The sequence below is a fragment of the Bradyrhizobium sp. Arg816 genome (genome assembly GCF_029989365.1).
GTDB lineage: Bacteria > Pseudomonadota > Alphaproteobacteria > Rhizobiales > Xanthobacteraceae > Bradyrhizobium.
On the sequence record NZ_JAPRAQ010000002.1, the window covers coordinates 666,117 to 688,676 of the forward strand.

Below are 22,560 nucleotides of genomic sequence, written 5' to 3' on the forward strand. Positions count from 1 at the left end.
GCGCTCGGCTGAGAACCGCACTGAATTACGAATGCTCACTGACGTCATCCGCGGTCTCGCAGCGGGTGTCGATGTTGTTTCCGGGTGACAGGCGACCGAAATCAAACGGTATTCCTGGCAGGCAAGACCATTCTCGTTGAGCCGCTTCGGCGAGCGAATATGTTGCGGTCTGTTTCTGAGGATTTCACCTCGGAATGGCCTGCGGGTCGGTGCCAGGGCTGCCGGTAATACAATTGATAATTGAATCGAGAATTGGTTCTTGTCCGTCCCGGCGCCGTTTCAGGCTCCCCACATTGTTGGCGAGCACGGCTGTCGCACTGGCGCTGACGATCACGTCGGCGCGCGCCGACGGCGGCGCTGGCGGAGCCGGTGGCAATGGCACGGGCGGCGGCGGTGGCACGGCCGGTACCAGCGCCTCTCCTAGCGGTGGAAATGGCGGTGACAACGCGATCGGACAAGGCGCGGGCGGCGGCGGCGGCGCTGCCGCAGGCGGCACCGGAGGCTCCGGGGGCACGGCGACCTCAGGCGGCAACGGCGGACTTGGCGGTGACGGCGGCAACGTTGTCGGTGGCAGCGGCGGCAATGGCGGCAACGGCAACTCAGCTCTGACTACGGGTAGTGGCGGTGGCGGCGGCGGTGGCGGCGAAGGTGCGCTCGGTGCCGGCTCCGGTGGAGCGGGTGGCGCTGGCGGTCACGGCGGCGCCAGCGCGAGCGGCGCCGATGGTTCTGCTGTCATTGGTGGCCTTGATGCCAGCGCGGGAACGGGCAGCAGCGGCATCGGTGGCGGCGGTGGTGCGGGTGGCGCCGGCGTGCAGGTCACCGTCGGCGGCACCACGCTTTCGATAGCGGTGACCGGCGGCGCGGGTGGGGTCGGTGGCCGTGGTGGCGCCGGTGGCAATGGCGGCAATGGAGCCAGCGCTCTCTCCCTGGGCGTCGCCGGTCTGACCGGCGGGACCGGTGGCGACGTCCTTGGCAGCGGGGGCGCCGCCGGCGGCGGCGGCAATGGCGGCGCCGCCGTGCAGGTCACAAGCGGAGGCACCACGACGATCCTGCAAACGGTCGCTGGCGGCGATGGCGGCAGCGGCGGACGCGGCGGTACAGCGGGTCACGGCGGGAGCGGTGGTGCGGGCGCTTCCGGCGCCAATGTTCTCGGTGCGCTCGATGGCGGGACCGGTGGAAGCGGCGGCAACAGCGGGATTGGTGCCGGCGGCAATGGCGCGATCGGCGGCGGCGGTGGCGATGGCATCCAGGTCACCGGTGGCGGCACCGTGACGATTTTGCAAAGCGTCACAGCAGGGACCGGCGGCGGCGGCGGCGCTGGCGGTGGAGGCGGCGCCGGCGGCATGGCCGGCAACGGCGGCAACGCTGGATCCAGCATCGGACTCGGTGCAGCCGGCGGGCGCGGCGGCAATGGTGGCACTGGCGGCAGCGCTAGCACCAACGCAGGCGATGGCGCCAATGGTGCCGGCGGTGGCGTTGGTCTGCAGGTGACGAGCGGTGGCACGCTCTCAATTTCCCAAACGATCATGGGAGGCGCCGGTGGCAATGGCGGCGCTGGCGGCAACGGCGCCAATGGCGGCGCAAGCGGGATTGGCGGCGCCGGCGGCACAGGCGACAATGGTGCCAACGGGTCCTCCGGCCCTGGCCTTCTCAATGGCAACAACGGTCTGGTTGGTGGCGCTGGCGGCAACGGCGGGAATGGTGGCGCCGGCGGAAATGGCGGCATTGGTGGCAGCGGATCCAGCGGCGGCGATGGCGTCCAGCTCACGAACGGCGGGACTGTTGCAGTTTCGGGCAGCATCGCTGGTGGCACCGGCGGGATTGGCGGCTCCGGCGGCAATGCCGGCAACGGCGCCGCCGGGGGCAACGGCAGTGACGCCGGCACAGCGGGCACCGGCGGTGCTGGCGCGAGTGCCCTTCTCCCGGCCGTCGCTGGCGGCAGCGGCGGCAGCGGCGCCGCCGGCGGAATGGGTGGCAACGGCGGGAGCGGAGGAAGCGCCGGCAATGCCGGCGTAGGTGGTCATGGCGGCGCCGGCGGCGCCGGCGCGACCATTTCAAACGGTGGCACGCTGACCAATCAAGGCATCATCACCGGCGGCGATGGCGGCCGCGGCGGCACCGCAGGCAGTGGCGGCAACGGCGGCGCCGGTGGCAATGCGGGCAACGGCGGTGTCGGCGGCGTTGGCGGCGCTGGCGGCAACGGCACCGCTGGCGTCAACGTGGTCGGCTCGACCGATGGCGGCAATGGCGGCAACGGCGGGACCGGCGGATTTGGCGGTGCCGGCGGCAATGCCGGCAACGGTGGCAGCGCCTCGAGCCGCGGCGGCAATGGCGGCTATGGTGGCACCGGCGGCGTTGGCGCCGCCTTCTCCAACGGCGGCACGCTGATCAATCGCGGCACGATCACCGGCGGCAATGGCGGCATCGCCGGGGCCGCGGGCAGCGGTGGCCTCGGCGGCACCGCGGGCAGCGCCGGCAGTGGTGGTGTCGGCGGCTCCGGCGGCGTCGGCGGTGCCGGGGCCTTGGCCGCCAGCGGCGGCACGAACGGCACCACGGGGACGAACGGCTTCTCCGGCGTGAGCGGCAGCGCCGGCGCGAGCGGTAGCTCCGGCAGCAGCACCGTCACCGCCGGGGTCTCCGGCGCGGTCGGTGCAGGCGGCGCCGGCGTCATCGGCGCCAATCTCGGCATCATCAACAGCGGATCGATTTCCGGCGGTCTCGCCGGCGACGGCGTCACGCGTGCCAGCGCCATCACCTTCACCGGCGGCACCAACACGCTGCAGCTTCAGGCCGGCTACAGCTTCAGCGGCAACGTCGTCGATCAGACAGGCAACGGCACCTTGCAGTTCGGCGGCAACACCAACCCCACTGCTTCTTTCGACGTTTCGCTGATCGGCGCCGCCGCGCAGTATCGGGGCTTCGCGAGCTTCGAGAAGACGGGCGCTTCGACCTGGACGCAAAGCGGCACCAATAGCGCTGCATTGCCGTGGTCGATCGCCGCCGGCACGCTGCTGGTGAACGGCTCGCTGGCCAATTCGACCATGACCGTGAACGCCGGCGGCACGCTTGGCGGCACGGGCACTATCGGCGCAACGACGATCAATGCCGGTGGCACGTTCATGCCTGGAGCCGTCAACACGCCCGGGACGTCAACGATGGTGGTCGGCAATCTGGCCTTCCAATCGGGCGCGCTCTACGTCGTTGCGCTCAACCCATCGACATCGAGCTCCGCCAATGTCACCGGCGCGGCGACGTTGACGGGTGCGACCGTGGTCGCGAATTTCCTGCCCGGCAGCTATGTCTCGAAGACATACACGATCCTGACCGCGGCCGGCGGACGTGGCGGCACGACGTTCGCGGGCATCACCAATGTCGGACTGCCAGCGGGCGCGAGCGATACGCTGAGCTATGACGCCAACAACGCCTATCTGAACCTGACGGCCGCCTTCACCAATTACACCGGCCTCAACGTCAACCAGCAGAACGTCGCCAACGCGCTGACCTACGCCTTCAACAATAACGGCGGCCTTCCGATGGGCTTCTTCGGACTCAGTCCCGCCGGCTTGACCCAGGTCTCCGGCGAGAGCGCCACCGGCTCCCAGCAGACGACGTTCAACGCGATGAACCAGTTCATCGGCGTGATGACGGATCCATTCATCTCCGGTCGCAGAGGTCCCGTCAGCGCCGGCGGGCCGCCGAATGCGTATGCCGAGGACGGCTCGGCCTACGCGGCACGCGGTCGAACTGTTGGCGAGCTGGACGCTTATGCGGCGATGTCCACCAAGGCGCTGGCAGCTCCGACCTTCGAACAACGCTGGAGCGTGTGGACCGCCGGCTTCGGCGGGTCGCAGACCACGGCCGGCAACGCCATCATCGGCTCGAACAACAGCGCGAGCAGCATCTACGGCATCGCGGTCGGTGCGGATTATCGGGTCTCGCCGGACACGCTCGCGGGATTTGCGCTGGCGGGCGGCCGCACCGGCTTCAACGTCAACGGCCTCGGCTATGGCAGCTCCGACCTGTTCCAGGCCGGCGCCTTCGTTCGCCATAACATCGGTGCGGCCTACATCATTGCTGCGCTGGCTTATGGCTGGCAGGACATCACGACCAACCGCATCGTCACGGTCGCCGGCATCGACCACCTGCGCGCCGAGTTCAATGCGAACGCGTATTCGGGTCGCGTGGAGAGTGGCTACCGCTTCGTCATGCCGACGCTGGGCGGTCTCGGCATCACCCCTTACGCCGCAGGGCAATTCACCACATTCGACCTGCCGGCCTATGCCGAAAGCGTCGTCGCCGGTTCGCTGTTGTTTGCACAGACCTATGCCGCCAAGAGCGTGACCGACACGCGCAGCGAGCTCGGCATTCGCACCGACAAATCATTCGCCATGCAGAACGGCATCGTCACGCTGCGCGGCCGCCTTGCATGGGCGCATGATTTCAATCCGGATCGTTCGATTGCTCCGACCTTCCAGTCGCTGCCGGGCGCAAGCTTCGTCGTCAACGGTGCGGCGCAGGCGCCCGACTCCGCGCTGACCACAGCCTCGGCCGAATGGCAGTGGACCAACGACTGGTCCGCCGCCGCGACGTTCGAGGGCGAGTTCTCGAATGTCACGCAAAGCTATGCCGGCAAGGGCGCGATCCGCTACGCATGGTAATGCCCGGTTCTCGAGCTAGCGCGTCGCCAGCACCACGGCTGCGAGCGTGAAGATCAGCGCGGCGATCTGGCCCGGCCCGAGCGGCTCGTGCAGCGCCAGCGCGGAGGCCACCACGCCAATGACAGGCACCGCCATAGTGCCGATCGCGGCCACTGACGCCGGCAGGCGCGCCAGTGCGGCGAACCAGCTGACATAGGCGATGCAGAACTGCACCACGGTGGAATAGACCAGCAGCCACCAGCCGACCGGCGTCACCAGCGAAAGATGCGTGGTCTCGACCAGGAGGCCGATGATCGAGATCGGCAGGCAGCCGATCCCGATCTGCCATGCCGCGGCCGTGATCGGCGGCAGATGGATCGGGTACTTCTTCGAAAACACCGTGCCGATGGCGAAGCCGAGCGCGCCGGCCAGCGCCATGATGATGCCCGGCAATTTCTCCACGCTCGCGGCAAAGCCGTTACCGCCCATGATCGAGGCCAGGCCGACGAAGGCCATCACCAAGCCCAGCGTGCGCAGCACGGTCGGCCGCTCGCCCAGCACCGGCCAGGCGATCAGCGAGGCCCAGACCGGCATCGTGTAGGCGATCAGCGCCGCCTCGCTGGCCGGCAGCCAGAGCAGCGCCAGGCCCATCAGCACCATCCAGCCGGTGACGTTGAGGACGGCGGCGGTCAGGAGCCGCGGCCAGATCCCCGGCCCCACCTTGAGGCTCTGCCGGCGGATCAGCGCGAGGGCGGCGAGCAGCACCGCGCCGACCACGCCGGTCACCCCGCGCAGCGTCAGCGGCGGCAGCTCGGACAGCAGGAACTTCGTCACCGGCCAGTTGAAGCCCCAGCCGATCGAGGTGATGGCGAGGAACATCAGGCCGGCCGGGGCGATGCGCGGTCGCGCATCCCGGCGAGTCGAATCAAGCATGTGGGTATCCGGCAATTTCGGGGCAGCTTGGCCCGGATTCGGGGCCCCCGCCACCACCCCGGCGGGCATGCCTGCCCTCACCTTCCGTAGCCCTACGTGAGTCCCGCTGAGGCAACCCCGGTCCCGAAAAATATACCTGCCCTGTGAACAGTGGGGTGAAGGGACCGTATCGTCACGGCATGCAAATTTTTTTGGTTGGGAATCCCTGAGGACTCACTGATACTTGGCTCAACAACAGGCGCGGGCTTGCCCCCTGTTATCCCCCGCAATCCACCATATTTAGTATTTGATTCAGGAACTCGCACTAGTTCTTGACGGGCGCAACGGAGAGTCCTAGCTTTCGGTCCGTTCGGCGCGAGTGAGTTTGCGTCCCGCCGGCACTCCCCCAAAGGGTCTCGCAAATCGTCACTCCGCCAAGCCAGCCAAAGGCCGCGGATGAGGGCTTGTCTGCCCTCGAAATGCAGACCTTCGGGCGCCAGAACGGGCCGGCAACAGGCTCGGATGGCATTGGTTGAAGTAGCGTGTGGGGCGTTGAACGCATGTCGCGCACATCCCCTTGGGGGCGGATGGGTGTGGACATGCCGGCGGATGCAAGGTGCTCGCACCAAGCCATCGCGCCGGGAGAAACTGGGCCGGATCCACCGGCTGAACTGCGAAGCCTTTGGGCCGATGAGGCCCTTGGAGGAATCGCGAACTGAAATAGCGATCCGGGCGCCTTGCGGAGGCAGTCCGGCACATAAAAGGACGGGGCAAGACCATGCGGATTGAGCGGCGCCACACCACTTCGGGACAGTCACCCTACGCGGGAATCGAATTCCGGCAGACCACGTCGGAGATCCGGAATCCCGACGGCTCGGTCGTGTTCAAACTTGATGGCGTCGAGGTCCCGACCGAGTGGTCGCAGGTCGCTTCCGACGTGCTCGCCCAGAAGTATTTCCGCAAGGCCGGCGTCGCCGCGCGCCTGAAGAAGGTCGAGGAGGAGTCCGTCCCCTCCTTCCTGTGGCGCTCCGTGCCCGACACCGAGGCCCTCGCCGCTCTCCCTGAGAAAGAGCGCTTCGTCAGCGAGCTCTCGGCCAAGCAGGTGTTCGATCGCCTCGCCGGCTGCTGGACCTATTGGGGCTGGAAGGGCAACTACTTCTCCTCCGACGAGGACGCCCAGACCTTCTATGACGAGATCCGCTACATGCTCGCCATGCAGATGGTCGCGCCGAACTCGCCGCAATGGTTCAACACCGGTCTTCACTGGGCCTATGGCATCGACGGCCCCGGCCAGGGCCATTATTACGTCGACCCCTTCACCGGCAAGCTGACCAAGTCCAAGTCGGCCTACGAGCACCCGCAGCCGCACGCCTGCTTCATCCAGGGCGTCGGTGACGACCTCGTCAACGAGGGCGGCATCATGGACCTCTGGGTCCGCGAGGCCCGCCTGTTCAAGTACGGCTCCGGCACCGGCTCCAACTTCTCGCGCCTGCGCGGCGAAGGCGAAAAGCTCTCCGGCGGCGGCCGCTCGTCCGGCCTGATGAGCTTCCTCAAGATCGGCGACCGCGCGGCGGGCGCGATCAAATCGGGCGGCACCACGCGCCGCGCCGCCAAGATGGTCGTCGTCGACGTCGATCACCCCGACATCGAGACCTATATCGACTGGAAGGTGAAGGAGGAGCAGAAGGTCGCAGCTCTCGTCACCGGATCCAAGATCAACCAGAAGCACCTCAAGGCAGTGCTGAAGGCCTGCGTGAACTGCGAAGGCTCGGGCGACGATTGCTTCGACCCCGAGAAGAACCCGGCCCTCCGCCGCGAGATCAAGCTCGCGCGCCGCAGCCTCGTGCCTGACAACTACATCAAGCGCGTGATGCAGTTCGCCAAGCAGGGCTACAAGGACATCCAGTTCGACGTCTATGACACCGACTGGGATTCGGAGGCCTATCTCACGGTGTCGGGCCAGAACTCCAACAACTCGGTCTCGCTGAAGGACGACTTCCTCCGCGCCGTGGAAACGGATGGCGACTGGAACCTGAACGCGCGCACCTCCAAGAAGGTGACGAAGACGCTGAAGGCGCGCGACCTCTGGGAAAAGATCGGCTACGCCGCCTGGGCGTCGGCAGATCCCGGCCTGCACTTCAACACCACCATGAACGACTGGCACACCTGCAAGGCGTCCGGCGACATCCGCGCGTCCAATCCGTGCTCGGAATACATGTTCCTGGACGACACCGCGTGCAACCTCGCCTCCGCCAACCTGCTGACCTTCTACAACACCGAGACCAAGCAGTTCGACGTGAAGGGCTACGAGCACCTCTGCCAGCTCTGGACCATCGTGCTCGAAATCTCCGTGATGATGGCGCAGTTCCCGTCGCGCGCGATCGCCGAGCTCTCCTACGAGTTCCGCACGCTCGGCCTCGGCTACGCCAACATCGGCGGCCTCCTGATGACCATGGGTCTGTCTTATGACTCGAAGGAAGGCCGCGCGCTCTGCGGCGCCCTCACCGCTGTGATGACCGGCATCACCTACAAGACCTCGGCGGAGATGGCGGCCGAGCTCGGCACATTCCCCGGTTACAAGAAGAACGCCGCGCACATGCTGCGCGTCATCCGCAACCACCGCCGCGCCGCCCACGGCCAGTCCAACGGCTACGAGGCGCTCTCGGTCAACCCGGTGCCGATGGATCTCGTGTCCTGCCCGCAGGCTGACCTCGTCAGCCACGCGCAGGCCGCCTGGGATGCGGCGCTCGAGCTCGGCGAGAAGCACGGCTATCGCAACGCCCAGACCACGGTGATCGCGCCGACCGGCACGATCGGCCTCGTCATGGATTGCGACACCACCGGCATCGAACCCGACTTCGCGCTGGTGAAATTCAAGAAGCTCGCCGGCGGCGGCTACTTCAAGATCATCAACCGCGCGGTCCCCGCGGCGCTGCGCGCGCTCGGCTATCGCGAAGCTGATATCGCTGAGATCGAGGCCTACGCCGTCGGCCACGGCTCGCTCTCCAACGCGCCTGCTATCAACGCCTCGACGCTGAAGGCCAAGGGCTTTACCGATGAAGCCATCGCCAAGGTCGAAAAGGCCCTGCCGACCGCCTTCGACATCAAGTTCGCCTTCAACAAGTGGACCTTTGGCGAAGATTTCATCCGCGATCAGCTCGGCATCGGTGCCGAGGCAATCGCGGCCCCCGGCTTCGACCTCCTCCAGGCGGTCGGGTTTACAAAACGCGAGATCGAGGCAGCCAACGTCCACATCTGCGGCGCGATGACGGTGGAAGGTGCTCCGCACCTGAAGGCCGAGCACTATTCGGTGTTCGACTGCGCCAATCCCTGCGGCAAGATCGGCAAGCGCTATCTGTCGGTCGAGAGCCACATCCGCATGATGGCGGCCGCCCAGCCCTTCATCTCGGGCGCGATCTCCAAGACCATCAACATGCCGAACGACGCCACGGTGGAGGACTGCAAGTCCGCCTACATGCTGTCGTGGAAGCTCGCGCTGAAGGCCAACGCGCTCTATCGCGACGGCTCCAAGCTCTCCCAGCCGCTCAACTCGCAGCTCATCGCCGACGATGAGGACGAGGAGGATGCGGTCGAGTCGCTCTACGAGAAGCCGATGGCGGCGCGTGCCGCCCAGGTCTCGGAAAAGATCGTCGAGAAACTGGTCGAGCGCATCATCGTGATGCGCGAGCGCGAGAAGATGCCGGATCGCCGCAAGGGCTACACCCAGAAGGCGGTCGTCGGCGGCCACAAGGTGTACTTACGCACCGGCGAATACGATGACGGCCGTCTCGGCGAGATCTTCATCGACATGCACAAGGAAGGCGCAGCTCTGCGCTCCTTCATCAACAACTTCGCCATCGCGGTGTCGCTGGGCCTCCAGTACGGCGTGCCGCTCGACGAATATGTCGACGCCTTCACCTTCACCCGCTTCGAGCCGGCGGGCCCTGTGCAGGGCAACGACAGCATCAAGTACGCGACCTCGATCCTTGACTACGTCTTCCGCGAGCTCGCGGTGAGCTACATGTCGCGCTTCGACCTCGCCCATGTCGATCCGACCGAGTCGAATTTCGACGCGCTCGGCAAGGGCGTCGAGGAAGGCAAGGAGCCGGACGAGACCCAGCACGCGACCAAGCTGGTCTCGCGCGGCCTCACCCGCTCCCGCACCGACAACCTCGTCGTGATGCGCGGCGGCTCCGCCGCGATCGCCCCGGGCAACGACAGCGCCCCGACCGGCGGCAGCAAGGTCACGGCGCTGGCCTCTCACGGCACCTCGGCCCGCGCCGGCGATGCCATCGAAGGCGCCGTCGCCCTGAAGCAGGAAGCCAGCCACGACCTCTCGCCTACGGAGAAGTTAGAGGCCCTCCAGTGGAGCAAGGCCGGCAGCACCGCACAGACGCTCGTCCCCACCAAGGCCGAGCGCCGCGCGGAAGCCAAGGCCAAGGGCTACGAAGGTGAGATGTGCTCAGAGTGCGGCAACTTCACGCTGGTGCGGAATGGCACCTGCATGAAGTGCGACACTTGCGGCTCGACGACGGGATGTTCGTGAGGCGGTAGCACTATAAGGAAGGCAATGGATTACGAGGAACACGACGACCGTCGCGTTGCCCGTCGCTCAAACGGCGAATGCCGTTGCATTGCCCAAAACACAAAGGCCTATTTTGGCATCAAGAGAACCTGGCCGGTCTACATCGGCCAGGTTCTGCGTTTTGGAAAGGTTCTCACGCTTCGGGGGGAGAAGCCCCTCGAATACCGAATTGTCGACGATCACGTCCTAGGCACCAAGGATGCTCGAACCGAAGAAATCATTGGCACCATCGTCGTCACGGTTAAGAGAACGATCGATTCGCAGGCCTGTTGGGGAGACGATCGGCCAAGAATGACCTTGGCTCACGAACTTGGGCACGCCGTAATGCACGCCACTCCCGGAACGATGGATCACCGGCCAGCCGGCGCCACGGGTACGACCAGCCTATCGAAGCTCAACGCTTCCGAGTCGGCAGAACATCAAGCGAAGGTCTTCGCATCAGCATTCCTCGTTGATGACCGCCGTGCAGCGGAGTTAACATCGCCCCTCGAAATTTCAACTGAGTTCCTCGTTAGCCTGTCCGCCGCGGAAATTTGTTACGAACGGATCCAAATCGAGCGCGAGAGGGCCGAAGCCGCGGCCCGCGTCCTCAAATCAAATGAGGCGCATCAGGCCCTGATGAAACGAAGCGATCGACGGGCGAATTACCTGCAAGCTATCTGTCCCAGCTGTAAGTGCCAAACGCTACTGCCCCTCGCGACCAAGGTAGGGTGCGAGACTTGCGGCTACGTGGGCGATCACCCCGAAGACGACTAAGAAAGCGGGCACCCACTCTCGCTCTTATTCTAACAAAGATTGCACATCAGGCACCGATTCGGCTTAATCAACATGCCCCAAAACAAATCAGCTCCAGCAACTGAGCCGGGCACCGGTGAAATATGGACCGAGGACAAGCTTGGCCGGAGCGAAGAGGCCGCCTTCCTAAAATCATTTCTTCTAAATCGGGTAGGCGAACGAAAGCGATCGAGCCTGCCAGCATCCTACGTGCTGAACATCGACGCCGAATGGGGACAGGGCAAGTCGTTCTTTTTATCTCGCTTCGGAAGAATGCTGCGCAAGGATGGCTTCATCGTCGCCGAGGTCAACGCATGGCAAGACGACCATGCAGATGACCCTCTTCTTTCAGTTATGGACGCCATCGACCAAGCAGTGGCACCGCTAGTAAAGCGTGAAAAGAAGGTTCGGGAACGTTGGAACGAAGCTAAACGAACCGGCGCAGCAATTGCGGTCGCCGCGGCAAAAGGAGCCACCGTTCAGATAGCGCGGAAATTCATAGGATCGGGCGTTGACGAGATTGGCACAATTCTCTCGATCGACGCGCCGACTATCACCGAAAAACTCTCAGATGAGGCGGCCAAGTCTCTGGGCGAAATTGTTGACGAGCAAGGCAAAGTCCTCTTGGCCAGATTTCGCCAAGGAAAAAGGACGATCGACAAGTTCAGGACGACCTTAGACGAATTCCTACAAGAGGCAGCACACAGGGACCAAGCCCTCCCACTCTTTGTCTTGATCGATGAACTTGATCGGTGTCGCCCGCCATTTGCCATTGCCATGCTGGAGCGTGTCAAACATCTCTTTGAGATCGATCAGCTTGTGTTCGTAGTTGCGACTGACACTCCGCAGCTCAGCCACTCCGTCGGAGCCATCTATGGCGGCGCTTTCAATAGCGCGGGCTACCTCTCTCGCTTTTTCAATCGAACCTACTATTTCGATCAAGCATCGAGAAAAGATTTCGTGGAAGACTTGCTAACGCGAACCGCTCTCCGCACAGAAAAGTTGTCGCTACCTCCTCGGGTAGACTTAATAGCTTACTTATCTGAATGTTTCGACTTCTTCGGCCTCGCACTACGGGATATCGAGCAGATCTATGATATTCTAAGGAGCGTGGTCACCGTTTGGGCAAACAAGTCAAAATTGGAAATCTGTGTGCTGTTTCCAATCGCGGTGGCTCATCAACAGAGATGGAACCTACCTTTCGATCGCAACTTTTCCTCTTCACTTGGACAACTACGCCAGAGACTTGGCGGCACTGGTAACTGGTCAATTCAATTTCCATCGCCCCATTATGGGCAACCGTCTGACGGAGTTTCAGGTCTCAGCCTAGCGAGCGAATTTGTAATTCAATCCGAGCGTGGGTTGCATGATATCAACCACGAAGGAACGTCGGCCCATTCTCGGTGGGTTGCCCAACAACTATCTGCAGAATTTGCTACTAACCATGGAAACAGCTGGATAAGGGGTTCCGAGCCGTTCTCCATTGTACGGCAGTATCCAGAAATGGTCAGAAGCGCGGGCCGACTATTGCCTCAAACCGGAAAGGTCGACTAATCGGCTCGCCCTGCTGTTGAGCTCATCCGTCATTGGGCCTGGCAGGCACGAAGGGCTCCAATCATGGGTAGTCATGGCTTTCGCTGAGTGCACAAAACACTGTAGTTCGCGTAGCCGCACTTGTTGCCATCATGAGAGCCGAGCACTGTTACCGTTGACTTTAAGCATCGTTGTTGGGCCCATTTTCCTACATCCGCATAGCAATAGAGATACGCATCGTGCGGAAATCCGCAGTTGCCCTCGTACTCGCCAGTGCACACCCTAATTTGGTTAGTAACGGTATCAGAAACTCCAAGATAGCCGACAAGCGCGTACGCTCCCCCTGCTAAAGTTACAAACAGCGCAACTACCAAGCTGAAGCTAAACGCAAACGAACGTCGGCTCGGTTTTGGTAGGAGGAGCGGTGGCGGAGACGGAGGCAATTCGGATTCAGCGGGAGGAGGCTCTCTGCGCGCTTTGTTGATCGCGTCCGTTGCCACCCTCTTCAATTCCTCGATGCTCTGAGCCTGTCGCCGCGTTAACAGCCACGTAAAGAACGCCCAAAAACCGCCAATAACGGTGGTAGCGAAACCACCGAGTAGTTTAAGGATGTCGAGATTGATGGGATCGTGAAGCCAAACCATTACATGATCGAGCATTTCAACGGCCCTCCCCCTGGCTCAACCAAAGCGAGCATAGATCACTGCCAGGCCTATTTCTATCCAATTGTCGTACCGGCCGAAGCGAGCGCAACCCAGATGAGCGTAGCGATATCCGGGAAGGGTGTAGGATGGGTGGAGCGTTCGCTCCACCCATCCTAAGAGACCTCACGGCTCATCATTCGCCGGCGCGTTGCGGCGTGCTTGTCTTGCGGCTTGTCTTGCGTCTTTTCTGGCAACCCAGTGCGCGCGAAATCGCTTCGCGGCATGAAACGCCCGCGGCGCCACGACCTGAAACGCCATCGAGGCAACGCCGGCGACAAATCCCTTCACCACGTCAAAAGCGAAATCGGGTCCAAAATACTCCCACATGACCCTGCATCCTTCTTCGCGAAGGCGCCGCCGGGCAGTCGTGGGCTGACATCAAAAATGGAAAGGCCCCGTCAGTCACCGGCGGGGCCTCAAGAAAAATCCCTGCACGCGCCATTGCGCGCACGCGAAATCTCTCGGTTCACCCGCTCATGGTGGACACGATGAAAGAGCTGCAAAGCATGGCCGTGCGATTGAAAACGTCCATAGCGATCATCCCGAAATTGCCAAATGCCGACCCACACGGTGCGCATCGCCGAGCGGCGCACGAGGGTCTGGTGTCGGAGCCACTGAAGCAGACCTCAGGGCTGCCGTCTGTGTGCCATTTCACAACTACCGGAAGACATTTATAAGGCATGATGAGCAGGCGTGGCCCGCAGGAAGGACCGCCATGAACGGCAATCGCTACTACGGGGTTCGGGTCGAGGGCGCCAAATACGGCGTGGGTTTTGGGTCCGCACTCGCCATCGCAATCTCCTACACCAACAATCATTCGATCCTGTGGGCGATCATCCACGGGATCTTGGGCTGGCTTTACGTGGTCTATGTCGCCCTGTTCGGATGACGACGAATGCGCGAGGATCGATCTCGCCAACCACGAGATCGATGACGCGGATGGGGCGAGCATGGTCTCGCGCGCAGGACGGTCAAGACCGGGCAGGATGGCCTTGCCGGTGCCCGGCAAAATCTCACCACATGGCCGCCACGCAAGCGACAACCCACAATCGCGATTTCAGCGCAAACACGACGGAGGCTTGCGGCTTCAGCGATATTCGGGAGCCATTTGCAATGTTGGGTACGATCGAAAATAAGCCAAGGGGAAAATCCGGCCGGCGCGGCGCGAAGAAAAAGCCCGGGCAACGGACCGGGGCCGGCGAGCAACACGCAACTGCGGCCCATCAATTGCCGGATGCCTCGGCGGAGATCAGCCAAGAGACTAAGCAAGAGACTAAGCAAGAGAACAAGCAAGAGACCAGGCAACAGCACAGCCAAGAGACCGAGCAAGAGATAAGACAAGAGACGAGCCGAGAGATCAGTGCGCAGGCCCCCTCGGCTGCGGCCTTGCCTGGCGAGGCTTCCGGGATGGAGATCGCTGCAAGCGCGCCCGTCGCACCGGTGGAACCCGCCCAGGCCAGCACGCAGGCGATTGCCGATGCCTATAGCGACTACACGAGGACGTCGCTTGAGCACGCCTGGACCTTCCTGGGAAAGCTCGCGACGGCGCGCTCACCCGTCGAGGCCTTTGAGCTTCAGATGGAGTACGCGAAACAAGTGTGCGGATCGTTGATCGCCGAATCCCGGAAAATCACCGAGTTGCATGGACAGTTGACCAGACAAAGGGTCATGCATTTTGAGGGGTTCGTGGCCAAGCTCACCCAGACGACGCTCGAAATCCGCGCGACACGTCACTAACGACAGCTGCGTATTCCGACGCCGCGGGGCCGGAAGACGCATGAGCCAGCGAGCGTAGCCCGGATGGAGCGTAGCGAAATCCGGGACCGGTGTACCTGGTGGCAACATCCGGATTGCGCTTCGCTCCATCCGGGCTACGAACTCCAGTTCGGTGTCGGGCCTCGATCCGCCCGCCCCCACCCCCGCCATAATTTCTCCTTCGCACGCGCGTTGTGTTGGACAACGGTGAGGCCTATCCTTCCGACGATCGGACTGCCGCACTCCCATTGACGCCCGACTGGATGGAGCGCGCATCGGTGCCTGAAGCGAACGACCCCAAGGCTGACGAACCCAAGCCTGACGACCCCAAGCCTGAGGCCTACAAGCCTGAGGCCCACAAGCCTGAGGCCCACAAGCCTGATGCCGCCAAGCCGGACGAGGTGCGCGCCGATGGCGGGCTGGCGCGGGCCTATGACCAGATCAAGAGCGCAGAGCAGGACCTTGCGCGGCTGGACCGGCTGGTTTCCGGAATGGAACGCGGCAGCGAAGGCCCGCGGGCCCCGCAAGCCAGCGCCGGTGCGAAGGCAGCCGAGACTCCCAGGGACGCAGCGCCGTCACCGGATAGCAGGGGTCGCAATCAAGGCCTGAAGGGAGATCGGACCATGCTGCGTGCCTTGGTTGGCCTCGTGCTGGCGATCGGCCTTCTCGGTGCCGCCTTTGCTTCGCAATATCGCGATGAGGCCAAATCGATCATGGCGCGATGGGCTCCGCAGGCCGTGAGCGAACCCCGGCGAGCGTCCGCGGTCGAAAGTCCGGCGCAGCCGCCGGCCGTGCAACTGGCTGCTGCGGATGAGCCTGGTTCGTTGCCCGCACCGCCGCTCGGCAAGGAAACGGAAAGCGCTCCAAAACCTGACGCTGCAAGACCTGACGCGCCAAGAACGGGCGCCACGGCGCCTGACCAGTCATCGTCCGATCTCGCGCAATCGCTCAAGACCATCACGAGCGAGCTTGCGAGCATCAACGGAAAGCTCGAGCAACTGAAAAGCCGCAACGAGCAGGCGCTGCGCGAGCAGGCCGACACCATTCAACGGCTCAAGGCGGCGCAGGAGAAGGATGCGGCGGACAATGCGCGCCTCGCCGCACAGGTCCAGGCGCTGCAAACGCAACCGACGACGTCATCCGCGCCCGCACCCGCGAAACCCGCCGTGCGGAGCGTGACGAGCAACGAGACGGCGGCGCCCGCACGGCCGCACGTGCAAGCGGCCGCACCTCGGCGGCCCAGGCCTCCGCCACGAGGACCCTGGATGCCCCCGCCCTATATGGGCGACCCCTACGGATACGGCGATCCGGATTGGTGAGCCGTCAGCGTTCTCGGCCACATCTGTGCGAGGTCACGACGGGCCTCGGCATGTCCGGCCACGTCGCGTCCGCGTCCGCCTTGCGGCGGTTCAGATGACGTCTGGGACTCCGGCAAACGGGCTTGTTTCCCGTCCGTGCGCGATTGGCTTTGAAGCCCAGCCCGCAGGATGGGGGCGCGAGCGCTCACCCCATCCTGCGAACGACGCTCTACGCCCGCCTCACCGTACCTCGTACACCGACACTTTCGCGATCTCGGTCGGTTCGGGCTCTTCCGTCGCAAGCTCCTCGTTGCAGGACTCGCCGACCGAGACGTCCTTCATCCTGCGCTTGACCTCCTCGCACGTCTTGCGGACGTCTTCCGTGAAGAGCGCGCATTCCTCGATGCGCTTGAAGATCTTCCGCCCCTCGTCGCGATACCCCGCTGCCGTCTCGCGCATGAAGGCAATCGCATCATGGACCTGGACTGTCAGCGCCTCGCATTTTCGCGCGGCATCGATCAGCTCGGCGCCCATGGCCTCGATCTCTTTTGCAGCGGACTCATAGTCACGAATGACCGCCTCTGCACTGAGCGCGCCCACCCGCGTGACCCCCTCGGTGTGCTCGACGTAATCGGGCAGCGCAATGGAAGCAATCGAGCTTCCCGTGCGCACCGATGCAATGTCGGCCTCGAGCTGGACCAGGTTTACTCCTTCACGTCTGCGCAATTGTTCAACACTTGCCATGATTGACCCTCCCAATACGCACCCCGAACCCTAAACGGGACCGAGTGTATTACGTGGATAAGCGGCCTTACCAATCAGATATGTCGTTGACAGTCGCAACTTTGCCATTTTTGCGCAGTTGCCGCCGTAGCACGCAACGATGATGGATGTCATCAGCGCTCAACCTCTCCTGGTTGCGGTTCGCGAAGGTGATAGATTTCGCAGGAATCCCCCCATCAACTTCGCTAGATGATGTATTTCGCAAGGCCTCAACTCATCCACGCGCTCCCACCAGACCCATGCCTAGGAAAAGCAAGAGCCTCCTCCCCCGCCTTCGCGGCGTCCGGCGAGGCGCGCGGTGGGCACGAAAGAGGTTCGCGCGCGCACCGCGGGCGGTCCGGATCGCGGGCAGCGTGGCGATCCTGCTTGCGGCCGCAGCGCTTCTGAACATCGTCTATCAATTGGTCCGCAAGCCGACCGAGCTGTTCGTCTTCGTCGGCAATGCGCTGGACAAGGAGCCGGCCGAGAACTGGCGGCAATACGGGCCGCTGTTCCGAAGCTTTTCCACCGCGACGATCACGCCCGAATTGCTGGCCGCGCTGGCGCAGGTCGAGAGCTCGGGCAATCCGGTGGCGCGCACCTACTGGCGCTGGCGATTGAGCCTCAATCCGCTCGCGATCTACCGGCCCGCCTCCAGCGCCGTCGGCCTCTACCAGATGACCGATCCGGCTTATGCCGACGCCGCACGGTTCTGTGTCCGCGGCAACGCGGTCACGGAGACCGGCTGCGGGTTCACGGGCCTCTACACCCGCGCGATCCCGAGCCACGCCATCGAGCTGGCCTCGGTGTATCTCGACCGCAACGTGGCTGATGTTCTCGCCCGCGCGGGCGATGTGAAGGCAAGCGCGCAGCAGAAGCAGGATCTGGCCGCCTTCATCCATCTCTGCGGCGCCGGTCCCGCCACAGCCTATGCGCGCCGCAAATTTCAGATGATCGCCGACGAGCGCTGCGGCGATCACTCGGTTGCGGCTTACATCTCCAGAGTCAACGCGATGAAGCGGCAGTTCCTGCGGCTATCGGCGGATGACGGCAATTAGCTCGGGAGATGGTTCCGAGCAGTCAGCCCGTCCCTTGCACCAGCCTGGACATTCATAGTCGCGAGGGCGCGTGCTTCAGCGGGCTGGCCGGCACTTTGAGGCGCGTTGATATCCTTCCAACATTCATCGCTTTGATGGACTGCGAGAATGTTGATGTCGAGCGCCATAAACCGGTAGCCATTGTCCTTGAGCCATCCTTGTAGGAGCGCGCTTTCCGCCGTGCGCTTGCGCCCTACCTGATCTTCGCCAGGCACTCCTTCAGCCGCTCCAGCTCGGAACGAACCTGCGCCTCCATCGCGTCCTGCAATGCGAGTATGCCCCTGCTGGACAATTCGGCGGAGGCCTTTCGGTCCAGATTCTGCTTCCAGTCCCGGATTGCCTGCTTCGTGGCCCTTTGCGCCTCCGACGTCGCCTTGAGGTACTCCTTCATGCAGGCGTCGGCCATGGAGCACGTCTGGCACTCCTGGGCGGCGGCCGGGCTTGAAAAAAGCAAGGCGAGTATCGTGGTAAGGACCTTCATGCCGATTCCTCCCCCCGGGAGCATAGCACGTCTCGGGGATGCCTCGAGGAGCAGCGCGCAGGATGGGAGGAGTGCTTGCGAAACCCATCGGGCCGCGACAGCTATCGATCGGTTTCGCTTCCGCCTTCGCGCTTCGAGCTACGGCGGACAAGTCGCTCTACGCTATTCCGTTCCGCGTCCGTCCACGGCCTTCACCACCAGTACGGCCACCGCCATCCCTCATAGCGGACCCATGACGACACATAGGGCGGACCGTTCGGATCGACCCGGTCGTCCTCAGGGCGATAACGATATCGTGGAACAATGTAGTAATCCCACGGCGTCGGCCTGAGCACGGGCGCCGTGACGATAAGCCTCTGCTGTGGCTCGCGAACCACCTGCGCCTTCCGCGTCCGCGCTTCAGCGCCTGATATCCCGAGGTTGCACAGCACCAGGGCCGTTCCGAGCGCACACGCGGCGGTGATGATCTTCATGCGTTGGTCTCCTTCCCTGGAAGAGTGCAAAAGGACGCAAGGCAAGGCAAGCTAAATTCGCTCGCGCTACGTGCGCGCGCGGCGCAGAGCCTCCTCGAGCTTTTTCCTTTGCTTGTCCCACCGGCCCTGCTCGGCCTCGGCGCGTTCGTCGAGCGCGGCCCGCTCGGCTTCGATCGCCTCCGCCTTCGCGTCGTACTCCCGCCTCGCTGCGTCCAGCGCCGCCTGGGCCGTGGCAACCGCCTTGTCTCGGCGCACTCGCTGCTTGGCGCGCTCCTTGGCGCGGGCGGCCTCTTCCTTGCGACGCTCGGCGTCTCGCCGCCGCTCTTCCTTCTCGAACGCCGCGGCGGCTTTGCGCGCGTCTTGACCGTCAATCTTGCGTGACTGTGTTGTTGCGCCCTTGGCCGGACGCTGCTTCGACTCGGATCTGGACTCGGATTTGGGTTTGGATTTTGGCTTGGCCTCACCGTCGACGAGATCGGTCGGCAGCTCGGCGCTCTCGCTGAACGGGCCATCGGAGCCGACCGGACGCCTGAGCACGACGCCCGGGCTCGCCATGGTCGCGGCGACGATGTCGGGGTCGTCGGTCTCCTTCGCGGCGCCCTGATGGAAGAGATTGGAGCTGGCGCCCCAGGCCTCCAGCGCCGCCTTCATCGAGGGTGCGGCGACAGCCTGGTCGTAGAAGCCGAGCGAGGTCTGGTAGGTCTTCAGTTTTCTCTTCAGGTTTTTTGGCATGTCGCCCCGCGGCCCCGGCGACGCACCTCTCCGTCGCACCGGCGCCACCATGCCATAGTGCCCCTGTTTTGCCCGACGAGTCAAATTTTATTCGGGATCGCCGAAATCGATCCGGGATAAGCGACGACCCAGATTGCCGACGGATCGACACAATATTCGGTCTCGCAGCCCCCTGAAGTCATGCGTGTTTTCTACGGTGCATGGGGTTGTTTTCGACATTTTTGCCGGGCGGACGATTCCGCGAGGTGTGCCCCCTACGCGTCGACGTCTTCAGGCGCCGGACCTGCCACGAGCCCGTCGAGACCGACCATCAGCAAATCGGCGATGTGCATCAGCTGGTAGAGCGGAATGTCGGCCTCGCCGTTCTCGGCCAGCGCCAGGAAGTCGGGCGTGACGCCGATGCGCTCGGCCAGCTGAGCTTCGGTGTAGCCGCGGGTCTCACGCGCCGCTCTGACGCGCGCACCGATCCCGAGCCGGTGCCGGGACTGCTCGTCCGCGGTCATCATGACGGCCTGCTCGTCCGGGCTCGCATAACCCTCGGCGAACGCGCTGCCGATCAGTCTCCCCTTGCGCCAGGCGACGCGGCAGTCCTTGCGCAGTCCGCTGCTGAAGACCAGCGTGAACTGCTCGGCGACCCATAACGACGAGTTGAGTTGCAGGCGAGCGCCGGTGCCGGAGACATCGCGAATCGTGCAGGGCACGCTGACGATGCTGCCGGTGCCGTTGTCGAACTCGACAATCCCGGTTCGCAACGTGTGATGTCTGACGGCGGCGCGATGCTCGCTCATGATCTGGACTCCGTAAGCTTGCGGCAGCGTCGAACGGCGTATCCGACGCATCCGTATGATCAGGACATGGATACCGCGGAATTTTTCTCGAACTCCTAAGGTTCCAGCGCTTCAACCGGGACCGGACGCCATGGTAAAGGATTTGCTCCCAATCCATCTTTTCCGGCGGAATGCGTGCGGCGCGCCCGTGACGGGCGACGAGGCAAGCGATGACCGAACCGATGAAATGCCCGAACTGCCAGTCCGAGCACGCCTATCAGGATCGCGATCTCTGGGTCTGTCCCGAATGCGCCCATGAATGGCGCGCTGCGGGCGATGCGGCCGCGCAGGCTCCGCAGGAGGCCGGCGTGCGCGATGCGCATGGCAATGCGCTCACCGATGGCGACAGCGTCATCGTGATGAAGGACCTCAAGGTCAAGGGGGCGTCGTCGGTCGTCAAGGGCGGCACCAAGGTCAGGAACATCCGCCTCCAGGACGCCACCGACGGCCACAATATCGCCTGCAAGATCGACGGCATCGGCGCGATGAATTTGAAATCGGAGTTCGTGAAGAAGGCCTGAGCCGCCCGCGTCCGCTCGAGCTATTCCTCCAGCAGCGCGTCATACCCTTTCGTGCTGAATGCCAGCAGGCAAAAGCCGTGGCCGAACGGATCGGCCAGCATGGCGATCCGGCCATAGGGCGCATCGCACGCAGGCGCCTCGAGGGTCGCACCGGCGGCAAGTGCACGCGCGACTGCGGCATCGACGTCGTCGACGACGACATCGATATGCAGCGGCGTCCAGTGCCGCTCATAGCGGCGGCGGTCGCTACCGGCGCCCGGCGTGCCGGCCTGCTTGGTCAGAAGACACAGCGGCGCAGGCCAGCCCAGCAGCTCGACGAAGTCGGTGCCGAAGCGGCGGCCGACCGTCAGGCCGAAGGCGGCGGTGTAGAAGGTGGTCGCTTGCGCTGCGTCGGGAACGTCGATGTTGAGCAGGATGGTCATGACGGGCAGCGTAGCCTGGATGGAGCGGGAGCATAATCCGGGATGTTGCCGCACCTTTCGGTCGCGCTACGCGATCACCGCTGCCGCTGGGCCAGATAGAACCCGCACAGCACCGTGACCAGACCCGCCGCCTGCATCATCGTCGGCGGCTCGCCGAGCAGCAGCCAGCCGACCAGGAGCGTCAGTGCCGGCACGCAGGCCGGGAACACGGCGGCGCGGGCGACGCCGAGGCGCTGGACCGAGACGGCGAACAGATAAAGCGCGGCGGGGCCGGCGAGCACGCCCTGCGCCAGCGCCTGAATGGCATTCTCGGTCACGCCGATCGCCGCGACATGGGCGAGACCGACGGTGGCGAGATAGATCGGCAACAGCAGCAGCGACAGCACGTTGATGACGAGCGCGGCCGATACGGCGGAGACGCGCCAGTGCCGCAGCAGCGCGCCAAAACCGGCGAACATGAATCCGGTGAGCACGAAGATCAGATCGCCGAGCACGCCGTCGGCTCCGATATGCCCGATCGATTCCGCGCCGATCACGCAGAGCCCGCCGACGATGACCAAGGCGCCGGCAAGGCGCGAGGCGGAGATGTGCTCCTTCAGCACGACCGCGGCGAGCAGGAGGCCGCCGAGCGTCGCGCAGGAGGGCTGGATCACGCTGCCATGGCCGAGCGGCACGAGCTGAAATCCTGTGTAGGAGATCAGCGACATCACGGGACCGCCGAGCACCATCAGCACAAGGCCCCTGCCCCAGCCGATGCCGCAGAGATCACCGATTCCGGCGCGCGCAACCAGCGGCAGGAACGCGACGCCCGACCAGACATAGCGATGCACGAGCAGGTCGACCGGGGTGAAACCGACCTTGAGGCCGTGCCGCGTGCCGACAAAACCCAGTGCCCAGAACAGCGCAGCCGACAGGCCGCAGACGACGCCGAGCAACGCCGGCGCCGCATCGTTCTTCTGAATGAGAGCGTCAGCGCCGCTCGTTCGCTGATCCATCGGCAAGCCTTATGTCAGCGCGTGGACCGCCTCAACCCACGCCGTTGCAGGT

The 22,560-nt window shown here is 64.0% G+C and carries 17 protein-coding genes; 9 read left to right on the forward strand and 8 right to left on the reverse strand.

The genetic code is table 11. From position 1 onward, the window contains the following. Window positions 1-296 precede the first annotated feature (296 nt). The gene (locus OWC48_RS08210) at window positions 297-4,658 is read left to right on the forward strand and encodes an autotransporter domain-containing protein (protein ID WP_282519506.1); all 4,362 of its coding nucleotides are present in this window, start codon (window positions 297-299) and stop codon (window positions 4,656-4,658) included. A 15-nt stretch (window positions 4,659-4,673) separates the two neighbouring features. Here the strand turns inward: OWC48_RS08210 and OWC48_RS08215 are convergent, their stop codons facing one another. Next, window positions 4,674-5,570, reverse strand: a complete 897-nt coding sequence (locus tag OWC48_RS08215) for a DMT family transporter (protein ID WP_282519507.1) — start codon at window positions 5,568-5,570, stop codon at window positions 4,674-4,676. 757 nt (window positions 5,571-6,327) lie between these two features. Here OWC48_RS08215 and OWC48_RS08220 point away from each other — a divergent pair. From OWC48_RS08220 to OWC48_RS08245, 6 genes are all read left to right on the forward strand, one after another. Continuing rightward, complete coding sequence (locus OWC48_RS08220) at window positions 6,328-10,095, forward strand: vitamin B12-dependent ribonucleotide reductase (protein ID WP_282519508.1); 3,768 nt, start codon at window positions 6,328-6,330, stop codon at window positions 10,093-10,095. Between the two features lie 24 nt (window positions 10,096-10,119). Next, window positions 10,120-10,890: an ImmA/IrrE family metallo-endopeptidase gene (locus OWC48_RS08225; protein ID WP_282519509.1), complete on the forward strand. Its 771-nt coding sequence runs from the start codon at window positions 10,120-10,122 to the stop codon at window positions 10,888-10,890. Window positions 10,891-10,962: 72 nt separating this feature from the next. Beyond that, window positions 10,963-12,462, forward strand: a complete 1,500-nt coding sequence (locus OWC48_RS08230; RefSeq protein ID WP_282519510.1) for a P-loop NTPase fold protein — start codon at window positions 10,963-10,965, stop codon at window positions 12,460-12,462. Window positions 12,463-13,860: 1,398 nt separating this feature from the next. Next, window positions 13,861-14,034 carry a hypothetical protein gene (locus tag OWC48_RS08235; protein WP_166096372.1) on the forward strand — a complete coding sequence of 58 codons (174 nt, stop codon included), beginning with the start codon at window positions 13,861-13,863 and terminating at the stop codon, window positions 14,032-14,034. A gap of 131 nt (window positions 14,035-14,165) precedes the next feature. Continuing rightward, entirely contained in the window at window positions 14,166-14,882 is a 717-nt protein-coding gene (locus tag OWC48_RS08240; RefSeq protein WP_282519511.1) for a phasin family protein, read from the forward strand. A gap of 281 nt (window positions 14,883-15,163) precedes the next feature. Then, the gene (locus OWC48_RS08245; RefSeq protein ID WP_282519597.1) at window positions 15,164-16,219 is read left to right on the forward strand and encodes a hypothetical protein; all 1,056 of its coding nucleotides are present in this window, start codon (window positions 15,164-15,166) and stop codon (window positions 16,217-16,219) included. Between the two features lie 219 nt (window positions 16,220-16,438). Here the strand turns inward: OWC48_RS08245 and OWC48_RS08250 are convergent, their stop codons facing one another. Beyond that, window positions 16,439-16,942: a hypothetical protein gene (locus OWC48_RS08250; protein WP_282519512.1), complete on the reverse strand. Its 504-nt coding sequence runs from the start codon at window positions 16,940-16,942 to the stop codon at window positions 16,439-16,441. Window positions 16,943-17,220: 278 nt separating this feature from the next. Here OWC48_RS08250 and OWC48_RS08255 point away from each other — a divergent pair, with 278 nt between their 5' ends. Next, window positions 17,221-18,018, forward strand: a complete 798-nt coding sequence (locus OWC48_RS08255) for a transglycosylase SLT domain-containing protein (RefSeq protein WP_282519513.1) — start codon at window positions 17,221-17,223, stop codon at window positions 18,016-18,018. Window positions 18,019-18,250: 232 nt separating this feature from the next. On the opposite strand, the gene OWC48_RS08260 is transcribed toward OWC48_RS08255, so the two are convergent. From OWC48_RS08260 to OWC48_RS08275, 4 genes are all read right to left on the reverse strand, one after another. Further along, window positions 18,251-18,538: a hypothetical protein gene (locus tag OWC48_RS08260; RefSeq protein ID WP_282519514.1), complete on the reverse strand. Its 288-nt coding sequence runs from the start codon at window positions 18,536-18,538 to the stop codon at window positions 18,251-18,253. A 191-nt stretch (window positions 18,539-18,729) separates the two neighbouring features. Beyond that, window positions 18,730-19,011 (reverse strand): hypothetical protein, encoded by a 282-nt coding sequence (locus tag OWC48_RS08265; RefSeq protein ID WP_071914421.1) that lies wholly within the window; start codon window positions 19,009-19,011, stop codon window positions 18,730-18,732. 66 nt (window positions 19,012-19,077) lie between these two features. Beyond that, complete coding sequence (locus OWC48_RS08270) at window positions 19,078-19,743, reverse strand: cell envelope biogenesis protein TolA (protein ID WP_282519515.1); 666 nt, start codon at window positions 19,741-19,743, stop codon at window positions 19,078-19,080. Between the two features lie 254 nt (window positions 19,744-19,997). Next, the gene (locus OWC48_RS08275; protein WP_282519516.1) at window positions 19,998-20,531 is read right to left on the reverse strand and encodes a helix-turn-helix domain-containing protein; all 534 of its coding nucleotides are present in this window, start codon (window positions 20,529-20,531) and stop codon (window positions 19,998-20,000) included. Window positions 20,532-20,740: 209 nt separating this feature from the next. Between OWC48_RS08275 and OWC48_RS08280 the strand changes: the two genes are divergently transcribed. Then, a complete protein-coding gene (locus tag OWC48_RS08280; RefSeq protein ID WP_282519517.1) occupies window positions 20,741-21,091 on the forward strand; it encodes a zinc ribbon domain-containing protein YjdM in 351 nt (116 codons plus the stop codon). A gap of 20 nt (window positions 21,092-21,111) precedes the next feature. Here the strand turns inward: OWC48_RS08280 and OWC48_RS08285 are convergent, their stop codons facing one another. Together OWC48_RS08285 and OWC48_RS08290 are read right to left on the reverse strand one after the other, a co-directional pair. Further along, on the reverse strand, window positions 21,112-21,513 hold the full coding sequence (locus tag OWC48_RS08285) for a VOC family protein (RefSeq protein WP_282519518.1): 402 nt from the start codon (window positions 21,511-21,513) through the stop codon (window positions 21,112-21,114). Window positions 21,514-21,587: 74 nt separating this feature from the next. After that, window positions 21,588-22,508, reverse strand: a complete 921-nt coding sequence (locus OWC48_RS08290) for a DMT family transporter (protein WP_282519519.1) — start codon at window positions 22,506-22,508, stop codon at window positions 21,588-21,590. Window positions 22,509-22,560 lie beyond the last annotated feature (52 nt).

What these genes read in the sequence shown, in the direction of transcription:
- OWC48_RS08215 (WP_282519507.1), bottom strand. Translation starts at nt 5,570, where the DNA reads ATGCTTGATTCGACTCGCCGGGATGCGCGACCGCGCATCGCCCCGGCC.
- OWC48_RS08220 (WP_282519508.1), top strand. Translation starts at nt 6,328, where the DNA reads ATGCGGATTGAGCGGCGCCACACCACTTCGGGACAGTCACCCTACGCG.
- OWC48_RS08225 (WP_282519509.1), top strand. Translation starts at nt 10,120, where the DNA reads ATGGATTACGAGGAACACGACGACCGTCGCGTTGCCCGTCGCTCAAAC.
- OWC48_RS08230 (WP_282519510.1), top strand. Translation starts at nt 10,963, where the DNA reads ATGCCCCAAAACAAATCAGCTCCAGCAACTGAGCCGGGCACCGGTGAA.
- OWC48_RS08235 (WP_166096372.1), top strand. Translation starts at nt 13,861, where the DNA reads ATGAACGGCAATCGCTACTACGGGGTTCGGGTCGAGGGCGCCAAATAC.
- OWC48_RS08240 (WP_282519511.1), top strand. Translation starts at nt 14,166, where the DNA reads ATGGCCGCCACGCAAGCGACAACCCACAATCGCGATTTCAGCGCAAAC.
- OWC48_RS08245 (WP_282519597.1), top strand. Translation starts at nt 15,164, where the DNA reads ATGGAGCGCGCATCGGTGCCTGAAGCGAACGACCCCAAGGCTGACGAA.
- OWC48_RS08250 (WP_282519512.1), bottom strand. Translation starts at nt 16,942, where the DNA reads ATGGCAAGTGTTGAACAATTGCGCAGACGTGAAGGAGTAAACCTGGTC.
- OWC48_RS08255 (WP_282519513.1), top strand. Translation starts at nt 17,221, where the DNA reads ATGCCTAGGAAAAGCAAGAGCCTCCTCCCCCGCCTTCGCGGCGTCCGG.
- OWC48_RS08260 (WP_282519514.1), bottom strand. Translation starts at nt 18,538, where the DNA reads ATGAAGGTCCTTACCACGATACTCGCCTTGCTTTTTTCAAGCCCGGCC.
- OWC48_RS08265 (WP_071914421.1), bottom strand. Translation starts at nt 19,011, where the DNA reads ATGAAGATCATCACCGCCGCGTGTGCGCTCGGAACGGCCCTGGTGCTG.
- OWC48_RS08270 (WP_282519515.1), bottom strand. Translation starts at nt 19,743, where the DNA reads ATGCCAAAAAACCTGAAGAGAAAACTGAAGACCTACCAGACCTCGCTC.
- OWC48_RS08275 (WP_282519516.1), bottom strand. Translation starts at nt 20,531, where the DNA reads ATGAGCGAGCATCGCGCCGCCGTCAGACATCACACGTTGCGAACCGGG.
- OWC48_RS08280 (WP_282519517.1), top strand. Translation starts at nt 20,741, where the DNA reads ATGACCGAACCGATGAAATGCCCGAACTGCCAGTCCGAGCACGCCTAT.
- OWC48_RS08285 (WP_282519518.1), bottom strand. Translation starts at nt 21,513, where the DNA reads ATGACCATCCTGCTCAACATCGACGTTCCCGACGCAGCGCAAGCGACC.
- OWC48_RS08290 (WP_282519519.1), bottom strand. Translation starts at nt 22,508, where the DNA reads ATGGATCAGCGAACGAGCGGCGCTGACGCTCTCATTCAGAAGAACGAT.